Annotated in this window: 20 protein-coding genes and 1 pseudogene; 12 read left to right on the top strand and 9 right to left on the bottom strand. The window is 70.8% G+C overall.

From position 1 onward, the window contains the following. Positions 1-5: 5 nt before the first annotated feature. Positions 6-440, bottom strand: coding sequence for a gamma-glutamylcyclotransferase family protein (locus OG885_RS30660; protein ID WP_405737512.1), 435 nt, complete (start codon positions 438-440; stop codon positions 6-8). Positions 441-567: 127 nt separating this feature from the next. Between OG885_RS30660 and OG885_RS30655 the strand changes: the two genes are divergently transcribed. Next, a complete protein-coding gene (locus tag OG885_RS30655) occupies positions 568-2,238 on the top strand; it encodes a M4 family metallopeptidase (RefSeq protein ID WP_405737510.1) in 1,671 nt (556 codons plus the stop codon). Positions 2,239-2,339: 101 nt separating this feature from the next. On the opposite strand, the gene OG885_RS30650 is transcribed toward OG885_RS30655, so the two are convergent. Further along, entirely contained in the window at positions 2,340-3,002 is a 663-nt protein-coding gene (locus OG885_RS30650) for an STAS domain-containing protein (RefSeq protein WP_405737508.1), read from the bottom strand. A gap of 127 nt (positions 3,003-3,129) precedes the next feature. On the opposite strand from OG885_RS30650, the gene OG885_RS30645 reads away from it, so the two are divergent. Beyond that, positions 3,130-3,453, top strand: coding sequence for a MarR family transcriptional regulator (locus OG885_RS30645; protein ID WP_405737506.1), 324 nt, complete (start codon positions 3,130-3,132; stop codon positions 3,451-3,453). A 16-nt stretch (positions 3,454-3,469) separates the two neighbouring features. Here the strand turns inward: OG885_RS30645 and OG885_RS30640 are convergent, their stop codons facing one another. Further along, positions 3,470-3,955, bottom strand: a complete 486-nt coding sequence (locus OG885_RS30640; RefSeq protein WP_405737504.1) for a DUF6098 family protein — start codon at positions 3,953-3,955, stop codon at positions 3,470-3,472. 113 nt (positions 3,956-4,068) lie between these two features. Further along, the gene (locus tag OG885_RS30635) at positions 4,069-4,668 is read right to left on the bottom strand and encodes an NADPH-dependent FMN reductase (protein ID WP_405737502.1); all 600 of its coding nucleotides are present in this window, start codon (positions 4,666-4,668) and stop codon (positions 4,069-4,071) included. Positions 4,669-4,945: 277 nt separating this feature from the next. On the opposite strand from OG885_RS30635, the gene OG885_RS30630 reads away from it, so the two are divergent. Together OG885_RS30630 and OG885_RS30625 are read left to right on the top strand one after the other, a co-directional pair. Further along, positions 4,946-5,467 (top strand): hypothetical protein, encoded by a 522-nt coding sequence (locus tag OG885_RS30630; RefSeq protein ID WP_405737500.1) that lies wholly within the window; start codon positions 4,946-4,948, stop codon positions 5,465-5,467. A 116-nt stretch (positions 5,468-5,583) separates the two neighbouring features. Next, the gene (locus OG885_RS30625; RefSeq protein WP_405737498.1) at positions 5,584-6,219 is read left to right on the top strand and encodes a class F sortase; all 636 of its coding nucleotides are present in this window, start codon (positions 5,584-5,586) and stop codon (positions 6,217-6,219) included. 750 nt (positions 6,220-6,969) lie between these two features. On the opposite strand, the gene cpt is transcribed toward OG885_RS30625, so the two are convergent. After that, a complete protein-coding gene (cpt, locus tag OG885_RS30620) occupies positions 6,970-7,503 on the bottom strand; it encodes a chloramphenicol phosphotransferase CPT (RefSeq protein WP_405737496.1) in 534 nt (177 codons plus the stop codon). 15 nt (positions 7,504-7,518) lie between these two features. Continuing rightward, positions 7,519-8,336 (bottom strand): annotated as a pseudogene (locus tag OG885_RS30615) (sulfite exporter TauE/SafE family protein). Positions 8,337-8,556: 220 nt separating this feature from the next. Here OG885_RS30615 and OG885_RS30610 point away from each other — a divergent pair. Genes OG885_RS30610 through OG885_RS30590 form a run of 5 tightly spaced genes read left to right on the top strand, consistent with a single transcriptional unit; the run spans position 8,557 to position 14,200 of the window. Further along, positions 8,557-9,771, top strand: a complete 1,215-nt coding sequence (locus OG885_RS30610) for an NAD(P)/FAD-dependent oxidoreductase (RefSeq protein ID WP_405737494.1) — start codon at positions 8,557-8,559, stop codon at positions 9,769-9,771. Further along, positions 9,771-12,386: a nitrite reductase large subunit NirB gene (gene nirB / locus OG885_RS30605; RefSeq protein ID WP_405737492.1), complete on the top strand. Its 2,616-nt coding sequence runs from the start codon at positions 9,771-9,773 to the stop codon at positions 12,384-12,386. Before OG885_RS30610 ends, nirB begins: the two co-directional genes overlap by 1 nt. Further along, positions 12,383-12,733, top strand: coding sequence for a nitrite reductase small subunit NirD (gene nirD, locus OG885_RS30600; protein ID WP_399955951.1), 351 nt, complete (start codon positions 12,383-12,385; stop codon positions 12,731-12,733). Before nirB ends, nirD begins: the two co-directional genes overlap by 4 nt. A 54-nt stretch (positions 12,734-12,787) precedes the next feature. Beyond that, on the top strand, positions 12,788-13,369 hold the full coding sequence (locus tag OG885_RS30595) for a TetR/AcrR family transcriptional regulator (RefSeq protein WP_405737489.1): 582 nt from the start codon (positions 12,788-12,790) through the stop codon (positions 13,367-13,369). A gap of 60 nt (positions 13,370-13,429) precedes the next feature. Continuing rightward, the gene (locus OG885_RS30590) at positions 13,430-14,200 is read left to right on the top strand and encodes an SDR family NAD(P)-dependent oxidoreductase (RefSeq protein ID WP_405737487.1); all 771 of its coding nucleotides are present in this window, start codon (positions 13,430-13,432) and stop codon (positions 14,198-14,200) included. A gap of 4 nt (positions 14,201-14,204) precedes the next feature. Here OG885_RS30590 and OG885_RS30585 read toward each other — a convergent pair whose 3' ends face one another. After that, positions 14,205-15,131, bottom strand: a complete 927-nt coding sequence (locus OG885_RS30585) for an oxidoreductase (protein ID WP_405737485.1) — start codon at positions 15,129-15,131, stop codon at positions 14,205-14,207. A 186-nt stretch (positions 15,132-15,317) separates the two neighbouring features. Here OG885_RS30585 and OG885_RS30580 point away from each other — a divergent pair, with 186 nt between their 5' ends. From OG885_RS30580 to OG885_RS30570, 3 genes are all read left to right on the top strand, one after another. Further along, positions 15,318-16,478: an alkaline phosphatase PhoX gene (locus tag OG885_RS30580; protein WP_405737483.1), complete on the top strand. Its 1,161-nt coding sequence runs from the start codon at positions 15,318-15,320 to the stop codon at positions 16,476-16,478. Between the two features lie 92 nt (positions 16,479-16,570). After that, positions 16,571-17,017, top strand: coding sequence for an excalibur calcium-binding domain-containing protein (locus OG885_RS30575; protein WP_405737481.1), 447 nt, complete (start codon positions 16,571-16,573; stop codon positions 17,015-17,017). 174 nt (positions 17,018-17,191) lie between these two features. Beyond that, entirely contained in the window at positions 17,192-17,614 is a 423-nt protein-coding gene (locus tag OG885_RS30570) for an LAETG motif-containing sortase-dependent surface protein (protein ID WP_405737479.1), read from the top strand. Between the two features lie 150 nt (positions 17,615-17,764). Here the strand turns inward: OG885_RS30570 and ppdK are convergent, their stop codons facing one another. Beyond that, positions 17,765-20,536, bottom strand: a complete 2,772-nt coding sequence (gene ppdK / locus OG885_RS30565) for a pyruvate, phosphate dikinase (protein ID WP_405737477.1) — start codon at positions 20,534-20,536, stop codon at positions 17,765-17,767. Positions 20,537-20,867: 331 nt separating this feature from the next. Then, entirely contained in the window at positions 20,868-22,064 is a 1,197-nt protein-coding gene (locus OG885_RS30560; protein WP_405737475.1) for an ROK family protein, read from the bottom strand. Positions 22,065-22,111 lie beyond the last annotated feature (47 nt).

Genomic DNA, 22,111 nt, shown 5'->3' with positions numbered 1-22,111 from the left:
GAGCGTCAGCGCAGGGCCAGCCAGTCGCCGGTCGCGATGCGGCTGCCATGGCGGCGGAGCCCTTCGGCCACTGCGGGGGCGGCGACGTACGTCCAGGCCCGCACCGGCGTTCCGTCGGCCTCCCGGACCACCTCGCGTTCGACCCGTTCGTAGAGGTTCCGGGGGTCGCCGGGCACGTACTCCTCCAAGTGGTCGAGGGCGACGAGCAAGGCGCCGTACTCCTCGGGGCGGGCGGTGACGAGGTCGCCGCGGACGATGCCGGGCTCCTCCACCACGTACGGATATCCGGGGCCGTCGTACAGGGCCGCGCCCTGGAGCAGCGCCGGTTCCTCGGCCGCCGTGCGGCCGCGCAGGAAGTGGTCGTGGTTGGGCTCACCAGGGCGAAGGGTGCCGTAGACGAAGAACGGGAGGGCGGGCGGGAGCAGGGGGGTGAGGCTCACAGAAACGATTCTCTCTCCACACACACCGGCACAGACGCGGTATGGACATGACAGGCCTGTGCCCTTTGAATCTCCTCCAGCACGAGCGCCTCCCCCACGCGCCCAAGGCGCCTTTCTGAGGAGACAGATGAGCCGAATACGCTCAATTCGTCCTGTCCGCTCCATCCGCTCCCTCCGGGGTTCCCGGCTCGCCGCCGCCGGTGTCGCCGTCACCAGCACCGCCCTGCTGGCGGCCGCTCTCGTCCCCACCGCCGACGCGGCCGACAGACCGACCCGGGCCACCGCGATCGACAACGCGGCCTCGGCGCTGGTCGACCAGGCCGCCGCGCTGGGTCTGACCTCCGCGCAGGACACCAAGGTCCGGGACGTCGTCGTCGACAAGAACGGCACCCAGCACGTCCGTTACGACCGCACCTACCGCAACCTGCCGGTGCTGGGCGGCGACTTCGTCGTCCACCTCGCGTCGGACGGGTCGTACAAGGGCGCCGACCGCGCGACGAAGAAGGCGATCTCGCTGTCCGGCGTGACGCCGGCCCTGTCCGCGCCCAAGGCCGCCGACCTCGCCGCGAACGCGCTGCGCGCCGCCAACCTCGGTGAGACGCTGAAGAAGCTGACGGCCAAGCCACAGCTGGTCGTCGACGCCCTGCACGGCACGCCGAAGCTGGCCTGGCGCACCGAGGCGGTGGCCCAGGACTCGCTGGGCAACCCGGTCGCGCGCGTCGTGCTGACCGACGCGCGCTCGGGCGCCCAGATCGACGCCTGGGACTCGCTGGAGTCGGCGACGGGCGACGGCAAGTCGCTGTACGGCGGGACGGTGCCGCTGGAGACGACGCTGTCGGGGTCGACGTACCAGCTGAAGGACGCGACGCGCGGGAACACGTACACCGGCGACGCGGCCAACAAGACCGACCTGTGCATCCTCGGCATCTGCTTCAGCCGCGCCCCGGCGACGCTGTTCACCGACGCCGACAACCACTGGGGGACGGGGGCGACTTCGGACCGGGCGACGGCCGCGGTCGACGCGCAGTACGGCACCAACGTCACCTGGGACTACTACAAGAACGTCCACGGCAGGAACGGCATCGCCGGTGACGGCAAGGGCTCGTACAACCGCGTCCACTACGGCAACAGCTACAACAACGCCTTCTGGGACGACAGTTGCTTCTGCATGACCTACGGCGACGGTGACGGGACGCAGCTCGGCCCGCTGGTGTCGCTGGACGTGGCGGGGCACGAGATGTCGCACGGCGTGACGTCGAAGACGGCGGCGCTCACGTACTCCGGTGAGTCCGGCGGGCTCAACGAGGCGACCTCCGACATCTTCGGGACCCTGGTGGAGTTCTACGCGGGCAACTCCTCCGACGCCGGGGACTATCTCATCGGCGAGAAGATCGTCCGGTCGGGATTCGGACGGGACGCGCTGCGCTACATGGACAAGCCGTCCAAGGACGGCAACTCGGCGGACTGCTGGAGCTCCTCGGTCGGGAACCTCGACGTGCACTACTCGTCGGGCGTCGCGAACCACTTCTTCTATCTGCTGTCCGAGGGCAGCGGCGCGAAGACGGTCAACGGCGTCAGCTACAACTCGCCGACCTGTAACAGCAGTTCGGTGTCGGGCATCGGGCGGGACAAGGTGGGTGCCATCTGGTACCGGGCGCTGACCGTCTACATGACGTCCTCCACGAACTACGCGGGCGCCCGCACGGCGACGCTGAACGCGGCGAAGGACCTGTACGGGGCGGGCAGCGCGGAGTACAACGCGGTGGCCGCGGCCTGGAGCGCGGTGAACGTGGCCTGACCCACGGGCGGGTGTGATGCGGTGGCGGTGCGGTGGCGGGCCCGAACGGGGCTTCGCCACCGCACCGCCGACGTTCCGGCAAGCGGCGCGCCCGGATCGCCTCAGGGTGCCGCGTCCGGCGCGGGTTCCCCGGCGCCGGGGGCCGCGGGCCGGGTCGCCAGCACCTCCGTCACCTGTTGTCTCATGCCGTCGGGGAGCCCTCCGTCCCGTGCCGTGCCCACCAGTTCGCCGGCGAGCACATGCAGCTTGGTGTTGGTGTTCTGGGAGATCCTGACCAGTACGTCCCAGGCGTCCTCGGGGCTGAGCGCGAACGTCGCCATCAGGATGCCCCGCGCCTGGTCGATGGCGGGCCGCGTCTGCATGGCGCGGCGCAGCTGGACGACCTCGTTGCGCAGTTCCTGCTCGTCGTGGTTCAGGGCGTGCTCCCCCGGTGTGAACAGTGGCCAGGTTCCGGTCACGGTCAGCAGGCGCCGTACCGCGGGACCGGCGGATCGGATGGTGAGCGTCCTGCCGTGGTCCAGCGCGCGCCGCCGGGCGGCCAGCAGGACGTTGAGGCCCGAGCAGTCGCAGAACGTCGTCCCGCTCAGGTCCAGGTCCACGCCCCCGGCGGCACACCGCAGGGCTCGCCGCAGGGTTCGCTCCAGCGCCGGAGCAGCGCTGATGTCGAGTTCGCCGCGGACCGTGACCCGTACACGTCCGTCCGGGGACGGCGCGTCCATGGCCAGGTGCGCCGCGCTGTCGTCGACCACGAGGGGTGCGTGCATTTCGCTGTCCTTGTCGAGTCCGCTCGCTCCGGTTCCAGCTTCCGCACCACTCCTTCACACGTCAAGGGATACAGGAAATTTATTTCAGCCTTTTGAATACGTGAACCAGACCTCGTACTCTGAGGGCATGGGAGAAGTGCCGGAACCACACTCGGGGTGGACGTTTCTCACCAGTCACGCCCGTGTACTGGCAGCGATCGCCGAGGACCACACCACCCGCATCCGCGACATCGCGGCCCGGTGCAGGCTGACCGAGCGCGCCGTCCAGAAGATCATTTCCGATCTGGAGACCGACGGGTATCTGACCCATCGGCGCGAGGGCAGATCGAACACGTACCGGATCCAGCCGGGAACCATCCTGCGCCACCCCGCGGAGTCCGGCCTGACGGTGGCGGAACTCCTCAACCTGCTGGCCAACCACGAGGCGCGGCGCGAGACCGCCGACGGGTGACGCCGGTACGACCGCGTCACCGTCCGCGCCGCAGGGGTCCCCAGCGTTCCTCCTGTCCGCCGACCGCCCGCTCCGCCTGACCGATGACGTCCTCGGCGATCCAGCCGACGGGTTCCACGTCCCGGACCAGGGGTTCGTTGTCGGGTCCGCGGCCCGCCACCCGGCCGACCAGGATCCACGGACGGACGCCGGGCCCCTTGTCCCACGGCAGGTGGGAGTAGTCGTACAGCCGGCGCGCCACCCACAGCTCGGTCGAGCGGCCCTGCCACCAGGGCTCGACGTCGAGCGGGTTGGCGGACAGGCCCGGCATGCTCACCCCGGTGAGGTCGTCGGTGCTGACCGCGGCCTCCAGATCCGCCCCGGGCCCGCGCGACCAGCGGACGAACAGATTCCTACGCCGCTCGACCAGGTCGGCGAGTTCCTTGAGGCTGCCCATGACGGGCAGCGCGTCCGCGGTGGTCGTCGGCTGCTCGGACTCAGGGCCGGGGCCGTGGCCGGTCATCGGCATTCGCTCCTCCCTCGAAAGACAGACTCTTCGGAAGACACACGCCTCGCAAGACACACGCGCATCGGGTACCCGGCCACGACGTGCACCGAACCCAGGGGGTGTCGGGGCTACGCCCCGTAGGGACGCTTCGCCCTCGCCTCCCGCAGGCCCCTCCCCCACCACACCAGCTGGTCCAGCATCGCCTTCGCCGCCACCTCCGGGCCCGACGGGTCCTTCGGACGGCCGGTGTCGTCGAACGACGCCCCCGCGTTGTGGAAGGACACCGTGTCCCGCACCGTCACCGCGTGCAGTTCCGCGAAGACCTGCTTCAGATGCTCGGTCGCCCGCAGGCCACCGGCCAGGCCGCCGTACGAGACAAGGGCGACCGGCTTGGCCTGCCACTCGGTGAAGTGCCAGTCGATGAGGTTCTTCAGGGCCGCCGGGAAGGAGTGGTTGTACTCGGGGGTGAGGACGACGAAGGCCTCGGCGCCCTCCAGCTTCGGGGTGACGTCGGCGAGGGCGGCGGTCGCCTCGGGGGTCGGGGTCAGGCTCGTGGGGAGGTGGACGTCGGCCACGTCGACGACCTCGGGGATCAGGTCGTCCCGGCCGCGGAGCTGGTCGAGGAGCCAGCCGGCGACCACGGGGCCGAAACGGCCGTGCCGGTTGCTGCCGACGATGAGGGTGACATGGAGCGGGGCGTCTGCGACGAGCGCGTCTGGATTGGGCATGCGGCACAGCCTGATACCTCAAGTTTGGTCGAGGTCAAGCGGTGGCCGCGACGGGCGGGTCACCCGGTCGCACGCGCGCTCTGGGCCCTTCGGGTTCTCTTCCGCGACACACCTGCCGTACGCCGGTGACCTGCCGAAACTCCGAACCCCCGGGCGCCTTTTATCCCGACCTGACACCCATTCAGCACATTTCTGACGGACGCTCAGGAAGCGCGCTCGGCCCGCTGCGACTTACCTCGGAAGGGCAGGGGACACCGAATCGCTCGAAGGAGCACCGATGCGCCGTACCGCCCGTCTGCTCACCGGCACCGCGCTCGCCGTCGCGGCCGCCGGGCTGGCAACCGCGCCGGTGTACGCCGCGGACTCGGGCAGCCTGGAGGTGTACCCCTCCTCGGTGGTGCCGGGCGAGCAGGTCACGGTGAACACGGCGGCGTGCGGCGACGGCGCCACGGCGGAGGGCGACGCGAGTGCGGTGGGTGCCGGGCGGTTCACGCTCGCGCCGAGCACGCACGAGCAGGACGCGATCGGGCAGTTCAAGGTGCCGGAGAGCGCGCAGCCGGGAACGTACGAGATCGTCGCGACCTGTGCGGAGAGCGGGCGGCGGGTCACCGGTGACCTCATGGTCACGATGACGTCGACGCGGCAGCAGGTGTATCCCCGGGGAAGTGTGAAGACGGGGGTCGGTGGCGCTCTGGGCCCCGATCCCGTGCAGACCGCGGCCGGCGTGGCGGCTCTCGCCGTCGCCGCCGCGGGCGGTACCTGGCTCCTGCATCGCCGGGCGAGAGGCGACGGGATCTGACGGACACCCTCCGCTGTCCGTCCGCCGGTACCGCATGTCCCTCCCCCTCCGGGTCCGACGCCCCTCGCGGCCCGGAGGGGGGCGGGTCCACCGCGTCCATCGCGTAGGAGGCTCGTGTGCGCAGATTCATCAGGGCCGGCAGGACCGGCAACGTCGTCATAGCGGCCGTCACCCTCGTCGCCCTGTGCACGGGCGCGTGGCTGCTGCGCAGTGGCGCCGAGACACACGCCCCGCCGCAGCCGGCGCCGTCCGAGGCGCGCGCCGGTCACGCCGACCCGCGCTCGGCACCCGCCCTGCCGCCCTCGCCGCCCGACCGCATCCGGATCCCGTCGATCGGCGTGGACGCGCCCCTGATGGGCCTCGGGCTCACCCCTACGGGCAGCCTCGACGTCCCGCCGGCCGAGAAGAAGAACCTCGCCGGCTGGTACGAGGCCGGCACGACGCCCGGTGAGACCGGCACCGCGATCATCGCCGGACACGTCGACAACGCCGACGGCCCCGCCGTCTTCTACGACCTCGGCGCCCTGAAGAAGGGCAGCCGCATCGAGACGCAACGCCGCGACGGCACGACGGCCGTCTTCAGCGTCGACTCCGTGGAGGTCTACGACGCCCGCCACTTCCCCGACAAGAAGGTCTACGGCGCCGCCCACCGCCCCGAACTCCGGGTCATCACCTGCGGAGGCGGCTACTCGAAGTCAACGGGCTACCAGGGAAACGTGGTCGCTTTCGCCCACCTGACGGCCAGCCACTGACGGGGCCTCCGGCGGCCCCGCGACCCCGTCGGCACGGCCCCCTCACGGGGTCATGGCAGGCGTAACCGGCGACCTCGGGACCGGCCGCTCCTACGGCTGTGACGGGCTGCCTCTGGACGGTCCCTGCGGGTGTAACGGACAGCCTGTGGACGGGGTCCCTACGGATGTATCCGGACAGCGTTTGCACGGGCCCTACGGATGTATCCGGACAGCCTCTGGACGGACCCTGCGGCTGTAGCCACCACCTGCTGATGGTCCCCGCGGGCACAACCGACAGCCTCCCGAGGGCCCCGCGCCTGTAGCCGCCGCCCTCTGACAGTCCCCGCGCCTGTAGCCACCAGCCCCTGACAGTCCCCGCGGCCGTGACCGACGGCACCTTCCCGGCCCCTGCGGGCGCAACCGACAGCCCCCCACCGGGCCCCCGCTGGCATAACCGGCAACTTCCCGCCGCCCGCCCCCGGCGCCTGTAGCCACCGACCTCCTGACGGTCCCCGCATCTGTAGCCGGCGCCCGCCCGATGATTGCGGCGGCGCAGCCGACCCGCCCCTCCGGTGACCGCCGCCTCGAACAGGTGTCGGGCATCCGGTGGTCGTCAGCGCGCGGCGGCAGCTTCCGGGGGTCACGCAGCATCGGCCCTCAACACCACGCCGGGCGCGCTCCAGGCGACCTGCCGCCGGTCACCCTCGGCACCCACACCGCCCCACCGGTCGCCCATCCCCACCCCACAACACCACCGACCCGCCTACCCCCTCACCCCACCCCGCCCACCACCTTCCGCCCGATGATCCGCGCGCACTCCAGTGACTCGGTCCGGGCAGTGTCGACCTCTACGTCATAGGTCACGCCCTCGTGGACCACGGTCGCCTGTTGTTCCGCCATCCCCCGTACCCGGTCGCCGCGGGCGATCTCGCGGCCCGCGGCCACCTGCGGATCGCAGTGGACGCCGACCCAGAGGACGTCGAGGCCGTCGAGGACGCGGCGCCAGCGGTCCTGTGTGGCGGCGCCGCCGAGGAAGACGTCGTCGATGATCAGCCGGGCGCCGCAGTGGGCCATCGTGGCGATCCCGCGGGCCCACGCGGCTTCCAGGGCCATGAACGCGGGGCTGACGTCCACCCCGCCGTCGGGGGCGAACTCGATGCCGACCCCCTCGCCCGGCATCGCCTCGATCAGCGAGTCGACGCCGAAGGTGAGCCACGGGTCCGGCAGGACCGCCTGAAGACACCGCGCGATGCCCGACTTGCCGGAGCTGGAGCCGCCGTTGAGCACGATCACCTGGGTCGCCATCGGGCCAAGGTAGCGTCAGGCCACCCACTGCTCCCACGCCATTTTCGCCACCAGCGCGAACACCACCGTCAGCAGGACGACCCGTACGAAGCCGCTCCCCTTCTTCAACGCGGTGTGCGCGCCCAGCGTGCCGCCCGCCAGGTTGAACACGGCCATCAGCGCGGCCAGCTGCCACAGCACCGCGCCCTGCCAGGCGAACATGGCCAGCGCGCCGGCGATGGGGGTCCCCCCGCTCGAGCGAAGCCGAGAGTGGGGGAGCAGCAGTTGACGATTTTGGCCGTGGCCGAGGCGGTGACCAGGTCGAGGTGAAGGAGCGCGGTGAGGGTCAGGACCAGGAAGGTGCCGGTTCCCGGGCCGATCAGACCGTCGTAGAAGCCGATGCCGAGGCCCGCGAGGCCGATCGCGGCGCGAACCTGGCGGCGGGTCGCCGGGCCGGACGCGGGTGCCGTGCCGAACGCCGGGCGCAGGATCACGAACGCCGCCACCGCGATCAGCACCACCATGATCACCGGCTTCAGCACCTCCGTGCTCATCCCGGCCGCGAAGAACGCCCCGGCGGAGGAGCCCAGGAGTGCGGCCAGGCCGATCCGGACGGCCAGGCGGACGTCCACCGGCGCCTTACGCGCGTACGTGACCGCCGCGCCCGACGTGCCGACGATGGCCACCGCCTTGTTGGTGCCGAGGGCGTGCGCGGCCGGGGTGCCGGGCGGCAGGCCGAGAAGGAGGGCGGGCAGGAGGAGCAGGCCGCCGCCACCGGCCACGGCGTCGATCCAGCCGGCCGCGAGGGCCGCGAGGCACAGGACGACGACGGTGGTCAGGGGTATCTCGGGCATGAGCGCGACCTTATGGATGGGATACGTGCACCGTCCAATCACCTGGGCGCACAAGGGGCTCCGGCCACTCCTCTGTGGCCCACGCCACCCTCCTCACAGCGCACCCCCGGCGCCCGTCCCGAACCCTCACACCCGCCCCCCGGCGGTGGGGAGGGCAGCGTTCCTCGTGGGAAACAGATGCGATGCGGTCGGGAAACACCCGCACCGCACGCTCCTGGACATGACCTCGAATACGCGTGTGGTGGTGATCGGCGCCGGCCTCGCGGGCGTCCGTCTCGCCCGGCGGCTCGGCGAGCTCGGCACGCCCGTGACGCTGATCGGTGAGGAGGAGCACCGCCCGTACAACCGGGTGCTCCTCGCCGATGTGCTGGCCGGACGGTACAGCCCCGACGTGATCGCGCTGCCGGCCCCCGCGGAGCTCACCCGCGCCCGGGTCACCGGCATCGACCGGGAGGCGCGGACCGTCGAGTGCGCGGACGGTTCGAAGATCGCATACGACCGGCTGGTCCTGGCCACCGGCTCGAACCCGGTGCTGCCGCCGCTGCGCGGGCTGTTCATGTCGGACCATGTCCTGCCGGAGGGCGTCCACGCCTTCCGCACCATGGACGACTGCCTGGGCCTGTCCAAGCAGGTACGGCCGGGTGTGAAGGCGGTCGTGATCGGCGGCGGGCTCCTCGGGGTCTCCGCGGCCCGGGCCCTCGCCCAACGTGGCGCCCAGGTCGTCCTCGCCCAGCAGGGCGAGCGGGTCATGGAGCGCCAACTCGACCCGAGCGCCTCGAAGCTGGTCCAGCGGCACCTGAGGGACCTCGGCGTGGAGATCCACACCGAGTGCCGGGTCCGTGACGTCCGCGTCGTCGGCGGCGCGGTCCGCTCGGTCGAGATGGCCGACGGCTACGCCCTCGACGCCGACCTCGTGGTCCTGGCCTGCGGCGTCCACCCGCGGGCGGGCCTCGCGCAGAGCGCGGGCCTGGAGGTCCGCAAGGGCATCGTCGTCGACGACGAACTGCGCACCTCCGACCCGCACATCCACGCCATCGGCGACTGCGTCCAGCACGACGGTGTCCTGTACGGGCTGGCGACTCCGGCCCTCGAACAGGCCGACGTGCTCGCCGAGTTGCTGGCCGGTCGGGCGAACGCCCGCTACACCGGCACCCGTTCGCTGACCCGGCTCACGCTGACCGGTGCGAACTCCCCCTTCGATCTCGCCGCGTTCGGCGAGACCGAGCCGCGGCCCGGGGACGACGTCGTCCAGCTCACGGACGCCACCCGCGGCACCTACCGCAAGGTCGTCGTCCGCGACGACCGCCTGGTCGGCGGGGTTCTCGTCGGCGAACTCGGCACCGTCGGTGCGCTCGCCCGCGCCTGGGAGGGAGCAGAGCCGCTCCCCGACGACGGCCCGCTGCTCCACCTGCTCACCAACGATGGAGGCTCCTGATGACCGCCAGCCCGGAGGCCACGGAGGCCACCCCCACGATCGTCCTCGTCGGCCACGGCATGGTCGGCCAGCGTTTCCTGGAGGCGCTCGCCGACCGCGGCCTGACCGCCACGCACCGCGTGGTCGTGCTGTGCGAGGAGCCGCGTCCGGCCTATGACCGCGTCGCCCTCACCTCGTACTTCTCGGGCAAGACGCCCGAGGACCTGTCCATGACGGACCTGGAGTTCATCCAGGCGCACGGCATCGAGCTGTACGTCGGCGACGCGGCCGAGACGGTCGACCGCGAGGCGAAGAAGGTCACCGCGAGGTCCGGCCAGGTCTTCGAGTACGACATCCTCGTCCTCGCCACCGGCTCCTTCCCGTTCGTCCCGCCGGTCCCGAACAAGGACGCCGCCGGCTGCTTCGTCTACCGCACGATCGAGGACCTCCTCGCGATCGAGGAGTACGCGAAGACGGCGACCACGGGCGCCGTGGTCGGCGGTGGTCTGCTGGGCCTTGAGGCCGCGGGCGCGCTGAAGGGTCTCGGACTCACCTCCCACATCGTGGAGTTCGCGCCGCGGCTGATGCCGGTGCAGGTCGACGACGGCGGTGGCGCGGCCCTCCTTCGCACCATCGAGGAGATGGGCCTGAGCGTCCACACGGGCGTCGGCACGCAGGAGATCGTCGTCGACGAGGCGGGTGCCGTCTCCGGCATGAAGCTCTCCGACGGCTCCGAACTCGCCACCGACCTCGTGGTGTTCAGCGCCGGTGTCCGCCCCCGCGACCAGCTGGCCCGCGACTGCGGCCTCACCGTCGGCGAGCGCGGCGGCATCACCGTCGACGAGCAGTGCCGCACGGTGAACGACCCGAGCGTCTTCGCGATCGGCGAGTGCGCGCTGGCCGCGGACGGCCGGGTGTACGGCCTGGTCGCCCCGGGTTACGAGCAGGCCGAGACGGCCGCCGCGACCATCGCCGCCGACGAGGCCGCCTTCACCGGCGCCGACCTCTCCACCAAGCTGAAGCTGCTCGGCGTGGACGTCGCCTCCTTCGGTGACGCGCACGGCGCGACCGAGGACTGCCTGGACGTCGTCTACTCCGACTCCCGTGCGGGCCTGTACAAGAAGCTGGTCATCGGCCGCGACGGCACACTGCTCGGCGGCATCCTGGTCGGCGACGCGGAGGCCTACGGCACGCTGAAGGCGTTCACCGGCTCGATCCCGCCGGTCTCCCCCGAGTCGCTGGTGCTGCCGGCCGGTGCCGGGGAGTCGGTGCAGCTCGGCCCGAGCGCGCTGCCGGACGACGCGATCATCTGCTCCTGCAACAACGTCCGCAAGGGCACCATCCGCGCCGCGGTCACCGACCACCAGTGCACCACCGTGCCCGAGGTGAAGAAGTGCACCAAGGCCGGTACGACGTGCGGCAGTTGCGTCAAGGTCCTCGGCCAGCTGGTCAACGCCGAGCTGGAGGCGTCCGGCGTCGAGGTCGACAAGGGCCTGTGCGGCTGCTTCGGGCAGACCCGCGAGGAGCTGTACGAGATCGTCCTCGCCCTGCGCATCAACACCTACCAGGACCTGCTCGACCGGTACGGCCGCGACGAGGCCAAGGGCGGTGACGGCTGCGAGGTCTGCAAGCCGGCGGTCGCCTCGATCATCGCCTCCCTCGCCCCGACGATCGGCGCCGACGTCTACGTCCTGGACAGCGAGCAGGCCGCGCTCCAGGACAGCAACGACCACTTCCTCGCCAACCTCCAGAAGAACGGCTCCTATTCGGTCGTCCCGCGCATCCCCGGCGGTGAGATCACCCCGGAGGGCCTGATCGTCATCGGTGAGATCGCCCGTGACTTCGGCCTCTACACGAAGATCACCGGCGGTCAGCGGATCGACATGTTCGGCGCCCGCGTCGAACAACTCCCCCTGATCTGGACCCGGTTGGTCGACGCCGGCTTCGAGTCGGGCCACGCCTACGGCAAGTCGCTGCGCACGGTGAAGTCCTGCGTCGGCCAGACCTGGTGCCGTTACGGCGTCCAGGACTCGGTCCGCATGGCGATCGACCTGGAGCTGCGCTACCGGGGACTCAGGTCGCCGCACAAGCTGAAGTCGGCGGTCTCGGGCTGCGCCCGCGAGTGCGCGGAGGCCCAGTCGAAGGACTTCGGCATCATCGCCACCTCCGGCGGCTGGAACCTGTACGTCGGCGGCAACGGCGGCGCCACCCCGCGCCACGCGGATCTACTGGCCCAGGACCTGAACGACGCCGAACTGATCAAGCTGATCGACCGGTTCCTGATGTTCTACATCCGCACCGCCGACCGCCTGGAGCGCACCTCGACCTGGCTGGAGCGGATCCCCGGCGGCCTGGACCACGTCCGTGACGTGGTCGTGGAGGACTCGCTCGGCATCTGCGAGGAGCTGGAGAGCCTGATGACGGCGCACGTCGCGCACTACCGCGACGAGTGGGCCGACACCATCAACGACCCCGAGAAGCTCGCCCGGTTCGTGTCCTTCGTGAACGCCCCCGACACCCCGGACCCGGTCGTCGGCTTCGTCCCCGAGCGCGACCAGATCAAGCCCGACCTGCCGCTGCTGTCCATCGGCATCCGCCCTGCTGAAGACGTCCTGGAAGGAACCGCCCAGCGATGACCCTGGCACCCGAGACCACCGACCTGAAGGTCCAGCTGCAGCTCGACGACAGCTGGTTCACGGTCTGCGACCTGAACGTCCTGCTGCCGGGCCGCGGCGTCGCCGCCCTGCTGCCCGACGGCCGCCAGGTGGCCCTGTTCCGCGACCGCGCGGGCAAGCTGTACGCCATCGACAACCGCGACCCGTTCGGCGGCGCGGCGGTCCTCTCCCGCGGTCTGACCGGCTCCCTCCAGGGACGGCCGTTCGTGGCCTCGCCCCTGCTGAAGCAGCGCTTCGACCTGGAGACCGGGGAGTGCCTGGACGACGAGGCGGTACGGATCACGACGTACGAGGTACGCGCCGCGTAGTCCCTTCGAGAGGTTTCTTGACCGACCGTTCTCAAAAGTCCTAGGCTGCTCCCCATGGCCAGGACCAAGGAGTTCGACCCCGAGGCCGCGCTGCAGGCAGCTCTGGAGCTGTTCTGGCGGCGCGGCTACGAGGCGACCTCGATGGCCGACCTGGTCGAGCACCTCGGCATCGGCCGCGCGAGCCTCTACGCGACCTTCGGCAGCAAGCACGAGCTGTATCTGAAGGCGCTGGAGCGCTATCAGGAGCGACTGCCCGACCTGCTCGGGGAGTTGTCCCGGCCGGGCCCGGTCCTGCCGGCCGTCCGGGCGCTCGTTCGGCGCTACGCCGACGAGGCCACCGCCGAGAACCTGCGCCTGAACGGCTGTTTCATCACCAACACGGCGGCGGAGCTGGCCCCGCACGACCCGGCCGCGGCCCGTCAGGTCGAACGGAACTGGGACCATCTGGAGACGGTGCTGCACTCGGGCCTGGCCCGCGCGCGAGCCCAGGGCGAACTGTCCGGCGACCGTGACCCGTTGGCGCTCGCCCGTATGCTGCTGGTGCTGCTCCAGGGCCTCAAGGTCGTGGGCAAGGCCTCGCCCGACCCGGCCCGGGTGCGGGACGCGGCGGAACAGGCGCTGGCACTGCTGGACTGAGGTCCGCCGTTTTTTATTTGCCGCCATACTGAACCGTTCGGTCAAGAATAAGGGGAGATCATGACCGCCAGGACGCGTTTCACCGACAAGACCGCTCTCGTCACCGGCGCGGGCTCCGGCATAGGCCGGGCCATCGCTCTGGCGCTCGCCACCGAGGGGGCTCAGGTGGTGGTCGCCGGTCGCCGCCAGGAGCCGCTGGAGGAGACCGTGCGGCTGATCGAGGAGGCGGGCGGCAAGGCCCTGGCGGTCACGGCGGACGTCACCGAGGCCGCCGGCGTACAGGCCCTGGTCTCCGCCGCCGTCGACCACTTCGGCTCGCTCGACGTGGCCGTCAACAACGCGGGTGTCTTCCGGGGCGGGCAGCCCCTCGCCGACCTGCCGGAGACCGACTGGCACGAGCAGCTCGGCATCAATCTCACCGGCGTCTTCCTCGCCCTCCGGGCCGAGGTCCACCAGATGCGCACCCAGCCCTCGGGCGGCGCGATCGTCAACATCGCCTCGATCTTCGGCGTCCACGCCCGCCATCCCGGCGCCGCCGCCTACGCCGCCACCAAGGCCGCCGTGTCGGTGCTGACGCGGGGCGCGGCTCTGGACCACATCCGCGACGGCGTCCGGATCAACGCGGTCAGCCCCGGCGCGGTCGAGACGCCGATGTCGCTGCGCCCGGGCGAGACGGAGGCGCAGCGCGCCGAACGGGCCGAGGGCACCCTGCCGTTGGGCCGTGTCTCGACCACCGAGGAGATCGCCGCGGCGGTCCTGTATCTGGCGTCGGACGACGCGTCGTCGGTGGTGGGCACGGACCTCGTGGTGGACAGCGGGGCGGCGGCCTGAGAGGTCAGCCCTTCAACGCCTCGTACGCCACCCCGGTCAGTTGCCCGGAGGCGGCCCAGAGCAGCTCGCCCGCCCGGTCGTCGACCGTCCAGGGCGCCCGCCAGGACGGCCGGGGCGAGCCGCGCAGGCCGGCGAGAGAGGGACCGGTGAAGGAGTCGGGCGGGACGCCGGGGGCGGTGGCGGCGTACAGCGTGGGAAGCGCGCCGCCCTCCGCGGACTGGGCGAAGAACCTGTTGCCGACCGCCATGAACCGCTCCACGAACCGCCGCCCGGCCATCCGTGGCCCGGCCTCCTGGAGGTTGGTGGCGGCGTACCCGGGATGAGCGGCGGCGGCCACCACGTCGGCCCCGTGCCCGGCGAGCCTGCGCGCCAGCTCGTGGGTGAAGAGCAGGTTGGCGGTCTTGGAGCGGGCGTAGGCGACCCAACGGCGGTAACGGCGCTCGCTGTTGAGGTCGACGAGGTCGATGTTCGCCAGCGCGTGCGCCCCGCTGGAGACGGTCACCACCCGTGCGCCGGGGGTGTCGAGGAGCGCGGGCAGCAGCAGCCCGGTGAGCGCGAAGTGCCCGAGGTGGTTGACGCCGAACTGGGTCTCGAACCCGTCCGCCGTGGTGCCGTAAGGCAGCGCCATCACGCCCGCGTTGTTGACGAGCAGATCGAGGCGGTCGTACGGGAAAGCGCGCGCGAAGTCCCGTACGGAGGCGAGGTCGCCGAGGTCGAGCCGGGTGAACTCCACGTCAGCGCCCGGCACTTCGCTGACCAGCCGGTCCCCGGCCTCGGTGCCGCGCGCCTCGCTGCGGCAGGCGAGCACCACCCGGGCGCCCCGGCGGGCCAGCTCCCGCGCGGTGACGTAACCGAGGCCGCTGTTGGCGCCGGTGACCACGGCCGTGCGCCCGCTCTGGTCGGGGATGTCCTGCTCGCTCCAGCCGGGCATGGCCGGCCTCCCTCCACCGGTGACGACAGCCCAGCCTACGAGCGGGGGCACTCCTGGTCATGCGAGCCGTACGCCCGATTCACGCCTTGTCCATGACACGTCAATCCCATGACCCTAGGGTCCGACAGCGCGCGACCCCGACGCCGACCGGTGGCGGGGCTGTCACGACACCCCTATGGAGTGAGCGTGGAACGTCGTACCTTCCTCCGTGCGACCGTCGTCGGCGGGGCCTCCGCCGCTTTCGGCGGCTCCCTGTGGCACGGTGCCGCATACGCCGCCCCCGCCCAGCCGGGCACGGGCCCGTACGGGGCGCCGGGCTCGCCGGACGCCAACGGCATCCGGCTGCCGAGCGGCTTCACGAGCCGGGTCGTCGCCCGTTCGGGGCAGACGGTGAGCGGGACGTCGTACAGCTGGCACAGCGCGCCGGACGGCGGCGCCTGCTACGCCGACGGCAGCGGCTGGATCTACGTCTCCAACTCGGAGATCAACCCGAGCGGTGGCGCGAGCGCGGTGAGGTTCTCGTCGTCCGGGGCGATCACGGGCGCGTACCGCATCCTGTCGGGCACCCGGCAGAACTGCGCGGGCGGAAAGACACCCTGGAACACCTGGCTGTCCTGCGAGGAGGTGGATCGCGGCTTCGTCTACGAGACGGACCCGTGGGGTGTGAACGCGGCGGTGCAGCGGCCGGCGCTGGGCCGTTTCAAGCACGAGGCGGCGGCCGCGGACCCGGTGCGCAAGGTGATCTATCTGACCGAGGACGAGACGAACGGCCGCTTCTACCGCTTCGTGCCGACCACTTGGGGCGACCTGTCGTCCGGCACGCTCCAGGTATTGGTGGCGGGCACGGCCACGTCCGGTTCCTACACCTGGACGACGGTCCCCGACCCCGACGGCTCCCCCACGACCACCCGCACCCAGGTCTCGGGCTCCAAGTCCTTCAACGGCGGCGAGGGTTGCCACTACGCCGACGACAAGGTGTGGTTCACGACCAAGGGCGACAACCGGGTCTGGCAGCTCAACCTGACCGCCAGCACCTACGAGTTGGCCTACGACGACTCCCTGGTCACCTCCGGCACGGCCCCGCTTACCGGCGTCGACAACGTCACCGGCTCCTCCTCCGGCGACCTCTACATCGCCGAGGACGGCGGCAACATGGAGATCTGCCTGATCACCCCGGACGACGTGGTCGCCCCGTTCCTGCGCATCGACGGCCAGTCGTCCTCGGAAATCACCGGCCCGGCCTTCTCCCCCGACGGCACCCGGCTGTACTTCTCCAGCCAGCGGGGGACGACGGGCAGCTCCTCGGGCGGCATCACCTACGAAGTAACGGGCCCGTTCCGGCAGTAGCCGCATACCGGTCACAGATTGAACACTCCACCTTCACAAGCGAAGGTGCACCCATACGGTCATCCCCTCACGTCGCACCCTGGGGGGACACCATGACCAACCCGTACACCGCACCGTCCGCTTCCGGATCCGCACCCAAGTGGGCCCGGAAGCGGTACGTACTGCCCGCCCTCGCGCTCGCTCTCTTCATCGGCGCCGGCATAGGCGCAGGCGGCGAGGACACGAAGAACGACGCGAAGCCCGCGGCGGCCCAGCCGCGGGCGACAGTCACCATGACGGCCACGGCCACGGCGACCGAGACCGTCGAGCCAGAACCTGCGGCGACCGTGACCGCCACGAAGACCGTCAAGGTCACCAGAACGGTCACGGCGCAGGCCGAGGCGGACACCGGTTCCGGCTCCGGATCCGACTCCGACAGCGTCTACTACGCCAACTGCAGCGAAGCCCGCGCCGCCGGCGCCGCTCCCATCCATCGTGGCGAGCCCGGTTACGCCTCTCACCTGGACCGGGACAACGACGGCGTCGGCTGTGACAGTTGACCGAGCGTCAGGTTCGCGGAGAGCTACCGTCCGGTCACGTCACGTTCTTGTCACGGGTCCTTCATACCGCCTCCACAAGTGGGGTCCCTCAATAGGTTCGTCACCTCATATCTGACCGGTCGTCACTTCTTGATCACGCGTCCGGAGATCCGCACCACCCCGGAGGGACCCGCAGTGAAGCTGCTCCGTAAGCCCGGCGCCATCGTCGTCGCCGGGCTGGCCCTGGCCGTACTCCCGGCGGCCGCCTCGGCCCACGACGGCGACCACCCGTTCGACAACTGCACCGAGGCCTACGCCGCCGGATACGCGAACATCGAAAAGGGCGACGAGCATTACGGCACCCATCTGGACCGCGACGGCGACGGCGTCGGCTGTGACCGGCCGCCCGCGGGCTTCATGCCGGCCGATGACAAGGCGGCCGGGACGGACACGGAGGACAAGGCGGGAGAGAAGCAGGACGCCTCCGACGACCTGGCCGAGACCGGGGGCGACGACACCACCCCGTATCTCGCGGCCGGGAGCGTGGTCGCCCTGCTCGCCGGCAGCGGAGTCCTCCTGCTGACCCGCAGGCGTCGGGCCCCGGCGGGACGCTCGTAGAAGAGGCCGAAGGGGCGGGACCCCCGCACAGGGTCCCGCCCCTTCTTGGTGATCCGGAGTCGCCGCCCATCGGTGTTGAGGGTCGGGGACGGACGACGACTCCGGCGTCTTGGTGGATCAGCCGTGGATCAGCAGTGGATCAGCCGCAGGTCAGCGGTGGTCGCTGCCCGCCGACTCCGAGGCCGCTCGGCCCGCTTCCAGGCGGGCGACCGGGATGCGGAACGGGGAGCAGGAGACGTAGTCCAGGCCCACCTCGTGGAAAAAGTGGACCGACTCCGGGTCGCCGCCGTGCTCGCCGCAGACGCCGAGCTTGAGGTCGGGGCGGGTCCTGCGGCCCGCCTCGGCGGCCAGCTTCACCAGGGAGCCGACGCCGTCCTTGTCGATCGTCTCGAACGGCGACACCCCGAAGATGCCCTTCTCCAGGTAGGCCGTGAAGAACGAGGCCTCCACGTCGTCCCGGCTGAAGCCCCACACCGTCTGGGTGAGGTCGTTCGTGCCGAAGGAGAAGAACTCCGCCGCCTCGGCGATCTGACCGGCCGTGAGGGCGGCCCGCGGGAGCTCGATCATCGTGCCGATCGCCAGCTTGAGCTTGGTGCCCGTCGCCGCCTCGACCTCCGCGATGACCTGGTCGGCCTCCTCGCGGACGATCTCCAGCTCCTGGACCGTGCCGACGAGCGGGATCATGATCTCGGCGCGCGGGTCGGCCTTGCCGTTCTTGCGCTCGGCGGCGGCCTCGGCGATGGCACGGACCTGCATGGTGAACAGACCGGGGATGACCAGACCGAGGCGCACACCGCGCAAGCCCAGCATCGGGTTCTGCTCGTGCAGCCGGTGGACGGCCTGGAGCAGCCGCAGCTCGTTCTCGTGCGGCTCCTGACGCGACTCCGCCAGCGCCACCCGGACCGACAGCTCGGTGATGTCCGGCAGGAACTCGTGCAGCGGCGGGTCGAGGAGGCGGATCGTCACCGGGAGGCCGTCCATCGCCGAGAACAGCTCGACGAAGTCCTGCTTCTGGAGCGGGAGCAGCTCCTTCAGGGACTCCTCGCGCTCGGCCTCGGTGTCGGCCAGGATCAGCCGCTCGACCAGCTCGCGCCGGTCGCCGAGGAACATGTGCTCGGTACGGCACAGGCCGATGCCCTGGGCGCCGAAGCGACGGGCGCGCAGCGCGTCCTCGGCATTGTCCGCGTTGGCCCGTACCCGCAGCCGGCGCTTGCGGTCGGCGAACGCCATGATCCGGTGCACGGCCTCGACCAGCTCGTCGGCGTCCTGGGCACCGGCGTGCATCCGGCCCTCGAAGTACTCCACGACCGGGGACGGGACGACCGGGACCTCACCGAGGTACACCTTGCCGCTGGACCCGTCGATGGAGATGAGGTCGCCCTCCTCCACCACATGACCGCCCGGGACGGTCATCCGGCGCCGCTTGGTGTCGACCTCCAGCTCCTCGGCGCCGCAGACACAGGTCTTGCCCATGCCGCGCGCGACGACGGCCGCGTGGGAGGTCTTGCCGCCACGCGAGGTCAGGATGCCCTCGGCCGCGATCATGCCGTCGAGGTCGTCGGGGTTGGTCTCGCGGCGGACGAGGATGACCTTCTCGCCGGAGCGCGACCACTTCACGGCGGTGTACGAGTCGAAGACCGCCTTGCCGACCGCCGCACCGGGCGAGGCCGCGATGCCCCGGCCGATCTGCTCGACCTTCGCCTCTTCGTCGAACTTGGGGAACATCAGCTGGGCGAGCTGGGCGCCGGTGACGCGCTGGAGCGCCTCGGCCTCGTCGATCAGCCCCTGGTCCACCAGCTGGGTGGCGATACGGAAGGCGGCACCGGCCGTCCGCTTGCCGACGCGGGTCTGGAGCATCCACAGCCGACCGCGCTCGATGGTGAACTCGATGTCGCAGAGGTCCTTGTAGTGGTTCTCCAGCGTCTCCATGATCTGCATCAGCTGGTCGTACGACTTCTTGTCGATCTGCTCCAGCTCCGCGAGCGGCACGGTGTTGCGGATGCCGGCGACGACGTCCTCGCCCTGGGCGTTCTGGAGGTAGTCGCCGTAGACGCCCTGGTGGCCGCTGGCCGGGTCGCGGGTGAAGGCGACGCCGGTGCCGGAGTCGGGGCCGAGGTTGCCGAAGACCATGGAACAGACGTTGACGGCCGTGCCGAGGTCGCCGGGGATGCGCTCCTGGCGGCGGTAGAGCTTGGCGCGGTCGGTGTTCCAGGAGTCGAAGACCGCGTGGATGGCGAGGTCCATCTGCTCGCGCGGGTCCTGCGGGAAGTCCCGGCCGGCCTCGGTCTTGACGATCTTCTTGAACTTGGTGACGAGCTTCTTGAGGTCGGCCGCCTCCAGATCGGTGTCGACCACGACCTTCTTGAGGGCCTTGGCCGCGTCGAGGGCCTCCTCGAAGAGCTCGCCGTCGACGCCGAGGACCGTCTTGCCGAACATCTGGATGAGGCGGCGGTACGAGTCCCAGGCGAACCGCTCGTCGCCCGCCTGCTCGGCGAGGCCCTTCACCGACTTGTCGGAGAGGCCGATGTTCAGGACCGTGTCCATCATGCCGGGCATGGAGAACTTGGCGCCGGAGCGGACGGAGACGAGGAGCGGGTCGTCGGCCTGGCCGAGCTTCTTGCCCATCCGCGTCTCGAGGGCGTCGAGGTGGGCGCTCACCTCGTCACGCAGTGCCACCGGCTCCGCGCCGCTCTCCAGGTAGACCTTGCAGGCTTCGGTCGTGATGGTGAAGCCGGGGGGAACGGGGAGCCCCAGGTTGGTCATCTCGGCGAGGTTGGCACCCTTGCCGCCCAGGAGGTCCTTGAGGTCCTTGTTTCCCTCGGTGAAGTCGTAAACGAACTTCGCTGCGTGGGTCTCTACGTTTTCCGACACGGTTCTCGACTCCCTCGAGGACGCGGTGGCTGCCCTGACGACGGGGAACATACCCAGATCGAAGGCTCATGGGTACGTCCACTTGCGCGTCATGTGCTCGTAACCAGCCCTCTGCCAGCGGATCGAAAGTCAAAGCTTGGCAAGCAATTGGGTGATCATGTGTTCACTTCTTGAACGCGCATCACCTCAAAGCCGCCCTCGAATGCTCATCTGAGCGGCTTTCGACACGTCTGATTTCGATCGATGAACGATCAAGGGGTGGCACTGGGTGCCACCCCTTGGAGAAGTGCAGTCGCTCAAGATCCGCTCATCTGAGCGTAACCCTTATCAGAGGTGGCGAGAATCACGCCGTCGCAGAGGGCCGGGTACCACCATGCGGACGTCACACACCGAGCGCCAGCAGGCGTTCCTCCACCCGCCCGGGCGCGTACAGATGCTCCACCACCAGGGCACCCGCCCCCACCAGCCCGGCCCGCTCCCCGAGCCGTGAGGTGACGACGTCCAGATGAGCGGTGGAGCGCGGCAGCGCCCGCTGGTACAGCAGCTCTCGCACCCCGGTGAGGAAGGGAGTTCCGGCCAGATCCCCGGCGATCATCAGCACTCCGGGGTTCAGCAGCGTCACGACGGTCGCCAGCACGTCCCCCACCTGCCGCCCGGCCTCCCGGGCGAACGCGGCGGCCTCCGGATGCCCGGCGGTGAGCAGATCCCGTACATCCGAGCCGGAGGCGGCGGGCACGCCGCTCTCCGCGAGCCGCCGCGCCACCGCCCCACCACTGGCGACGGCGGCGAGACAGCCGTACGACCCGCACCGGCACAGCGCGTCGGCGCCGACCCGGATGTGCCCGAGGTCCCCGGCGCCCCCGTCGATGCCCCGGTAGATCGCCCCGTCGACCACAACCCCCGCGCCGATACCGGTGGACACCTTGACCAGCACGAAGGCCGAGCACTGCGGATACCCCGTGCGCTGTTCGCCGTACGCCATGAGGTTGGCGTCGTTGTCGACGAGGACCGGCACCCGCCCGGCACCCGTGTGCTCACTGAACGCTCTCGCCAGGCGCTCTCTTATGTCGTAGCCGTCCCAGCCCGGCATGATCGGCGGCTGGACGACCCGGCCGGTCTCGCTGTCGACAGGACCCGGCACGGCGAGTCCGATGCCGCACACCTCGTCGGCCCGGTGCCCCGCCTTCTCCAGCAGCTCGGCGAACCAGTGGCCCAGCTCGCCCAGCACCAGGTCGGGGCCGTCCTCGATGACGAGGGTGCCGCTGTGCTCGGCGAGGAGGTCGCCGGTCAGGGAGAGGACGGCAGCGCGGGCGTGCCGGGTGTCGAGGTCGGCGGCGAGGACGACGGCATGGGAGTCGTCGAACTCCAGGGTGATGGAGGGCCGTCCGCCGAGCGGCGAGTCCACCGGACCCCCCGCCCCCTCCCTCAGCCAGCCGGCCCGGAACAGCCGGTCGAGGCGCTGGCCGACGGTGGCCCGGGACAGTCCGGTCACCTGTTGCAGGGCACCACGAGTCGTCGCTCGTCCGCTTCGCACCAGTTCGAGCAGTTCGCCGGCGCTCGCTTGAGCACGACCACTCATGCGCACCCCCTTGTGTTTCTCAAGCTTGCATTACATATTGAGTTTTG

This window comes from Streptomyces sp. NBC_00028 (genome assembly GCF_045041065.1).
Taxonomy (GTDB): Bacteria; Actinomycetota; Actinomycetes; order Streptomycetales; family Streptomycetaceae; genus Streptomyces.
The sequence above is the reverse complement of the archived record's forward strand: the minus strand, read 5'-3'. Positions and strand labels throughout refer to the sequence as shown.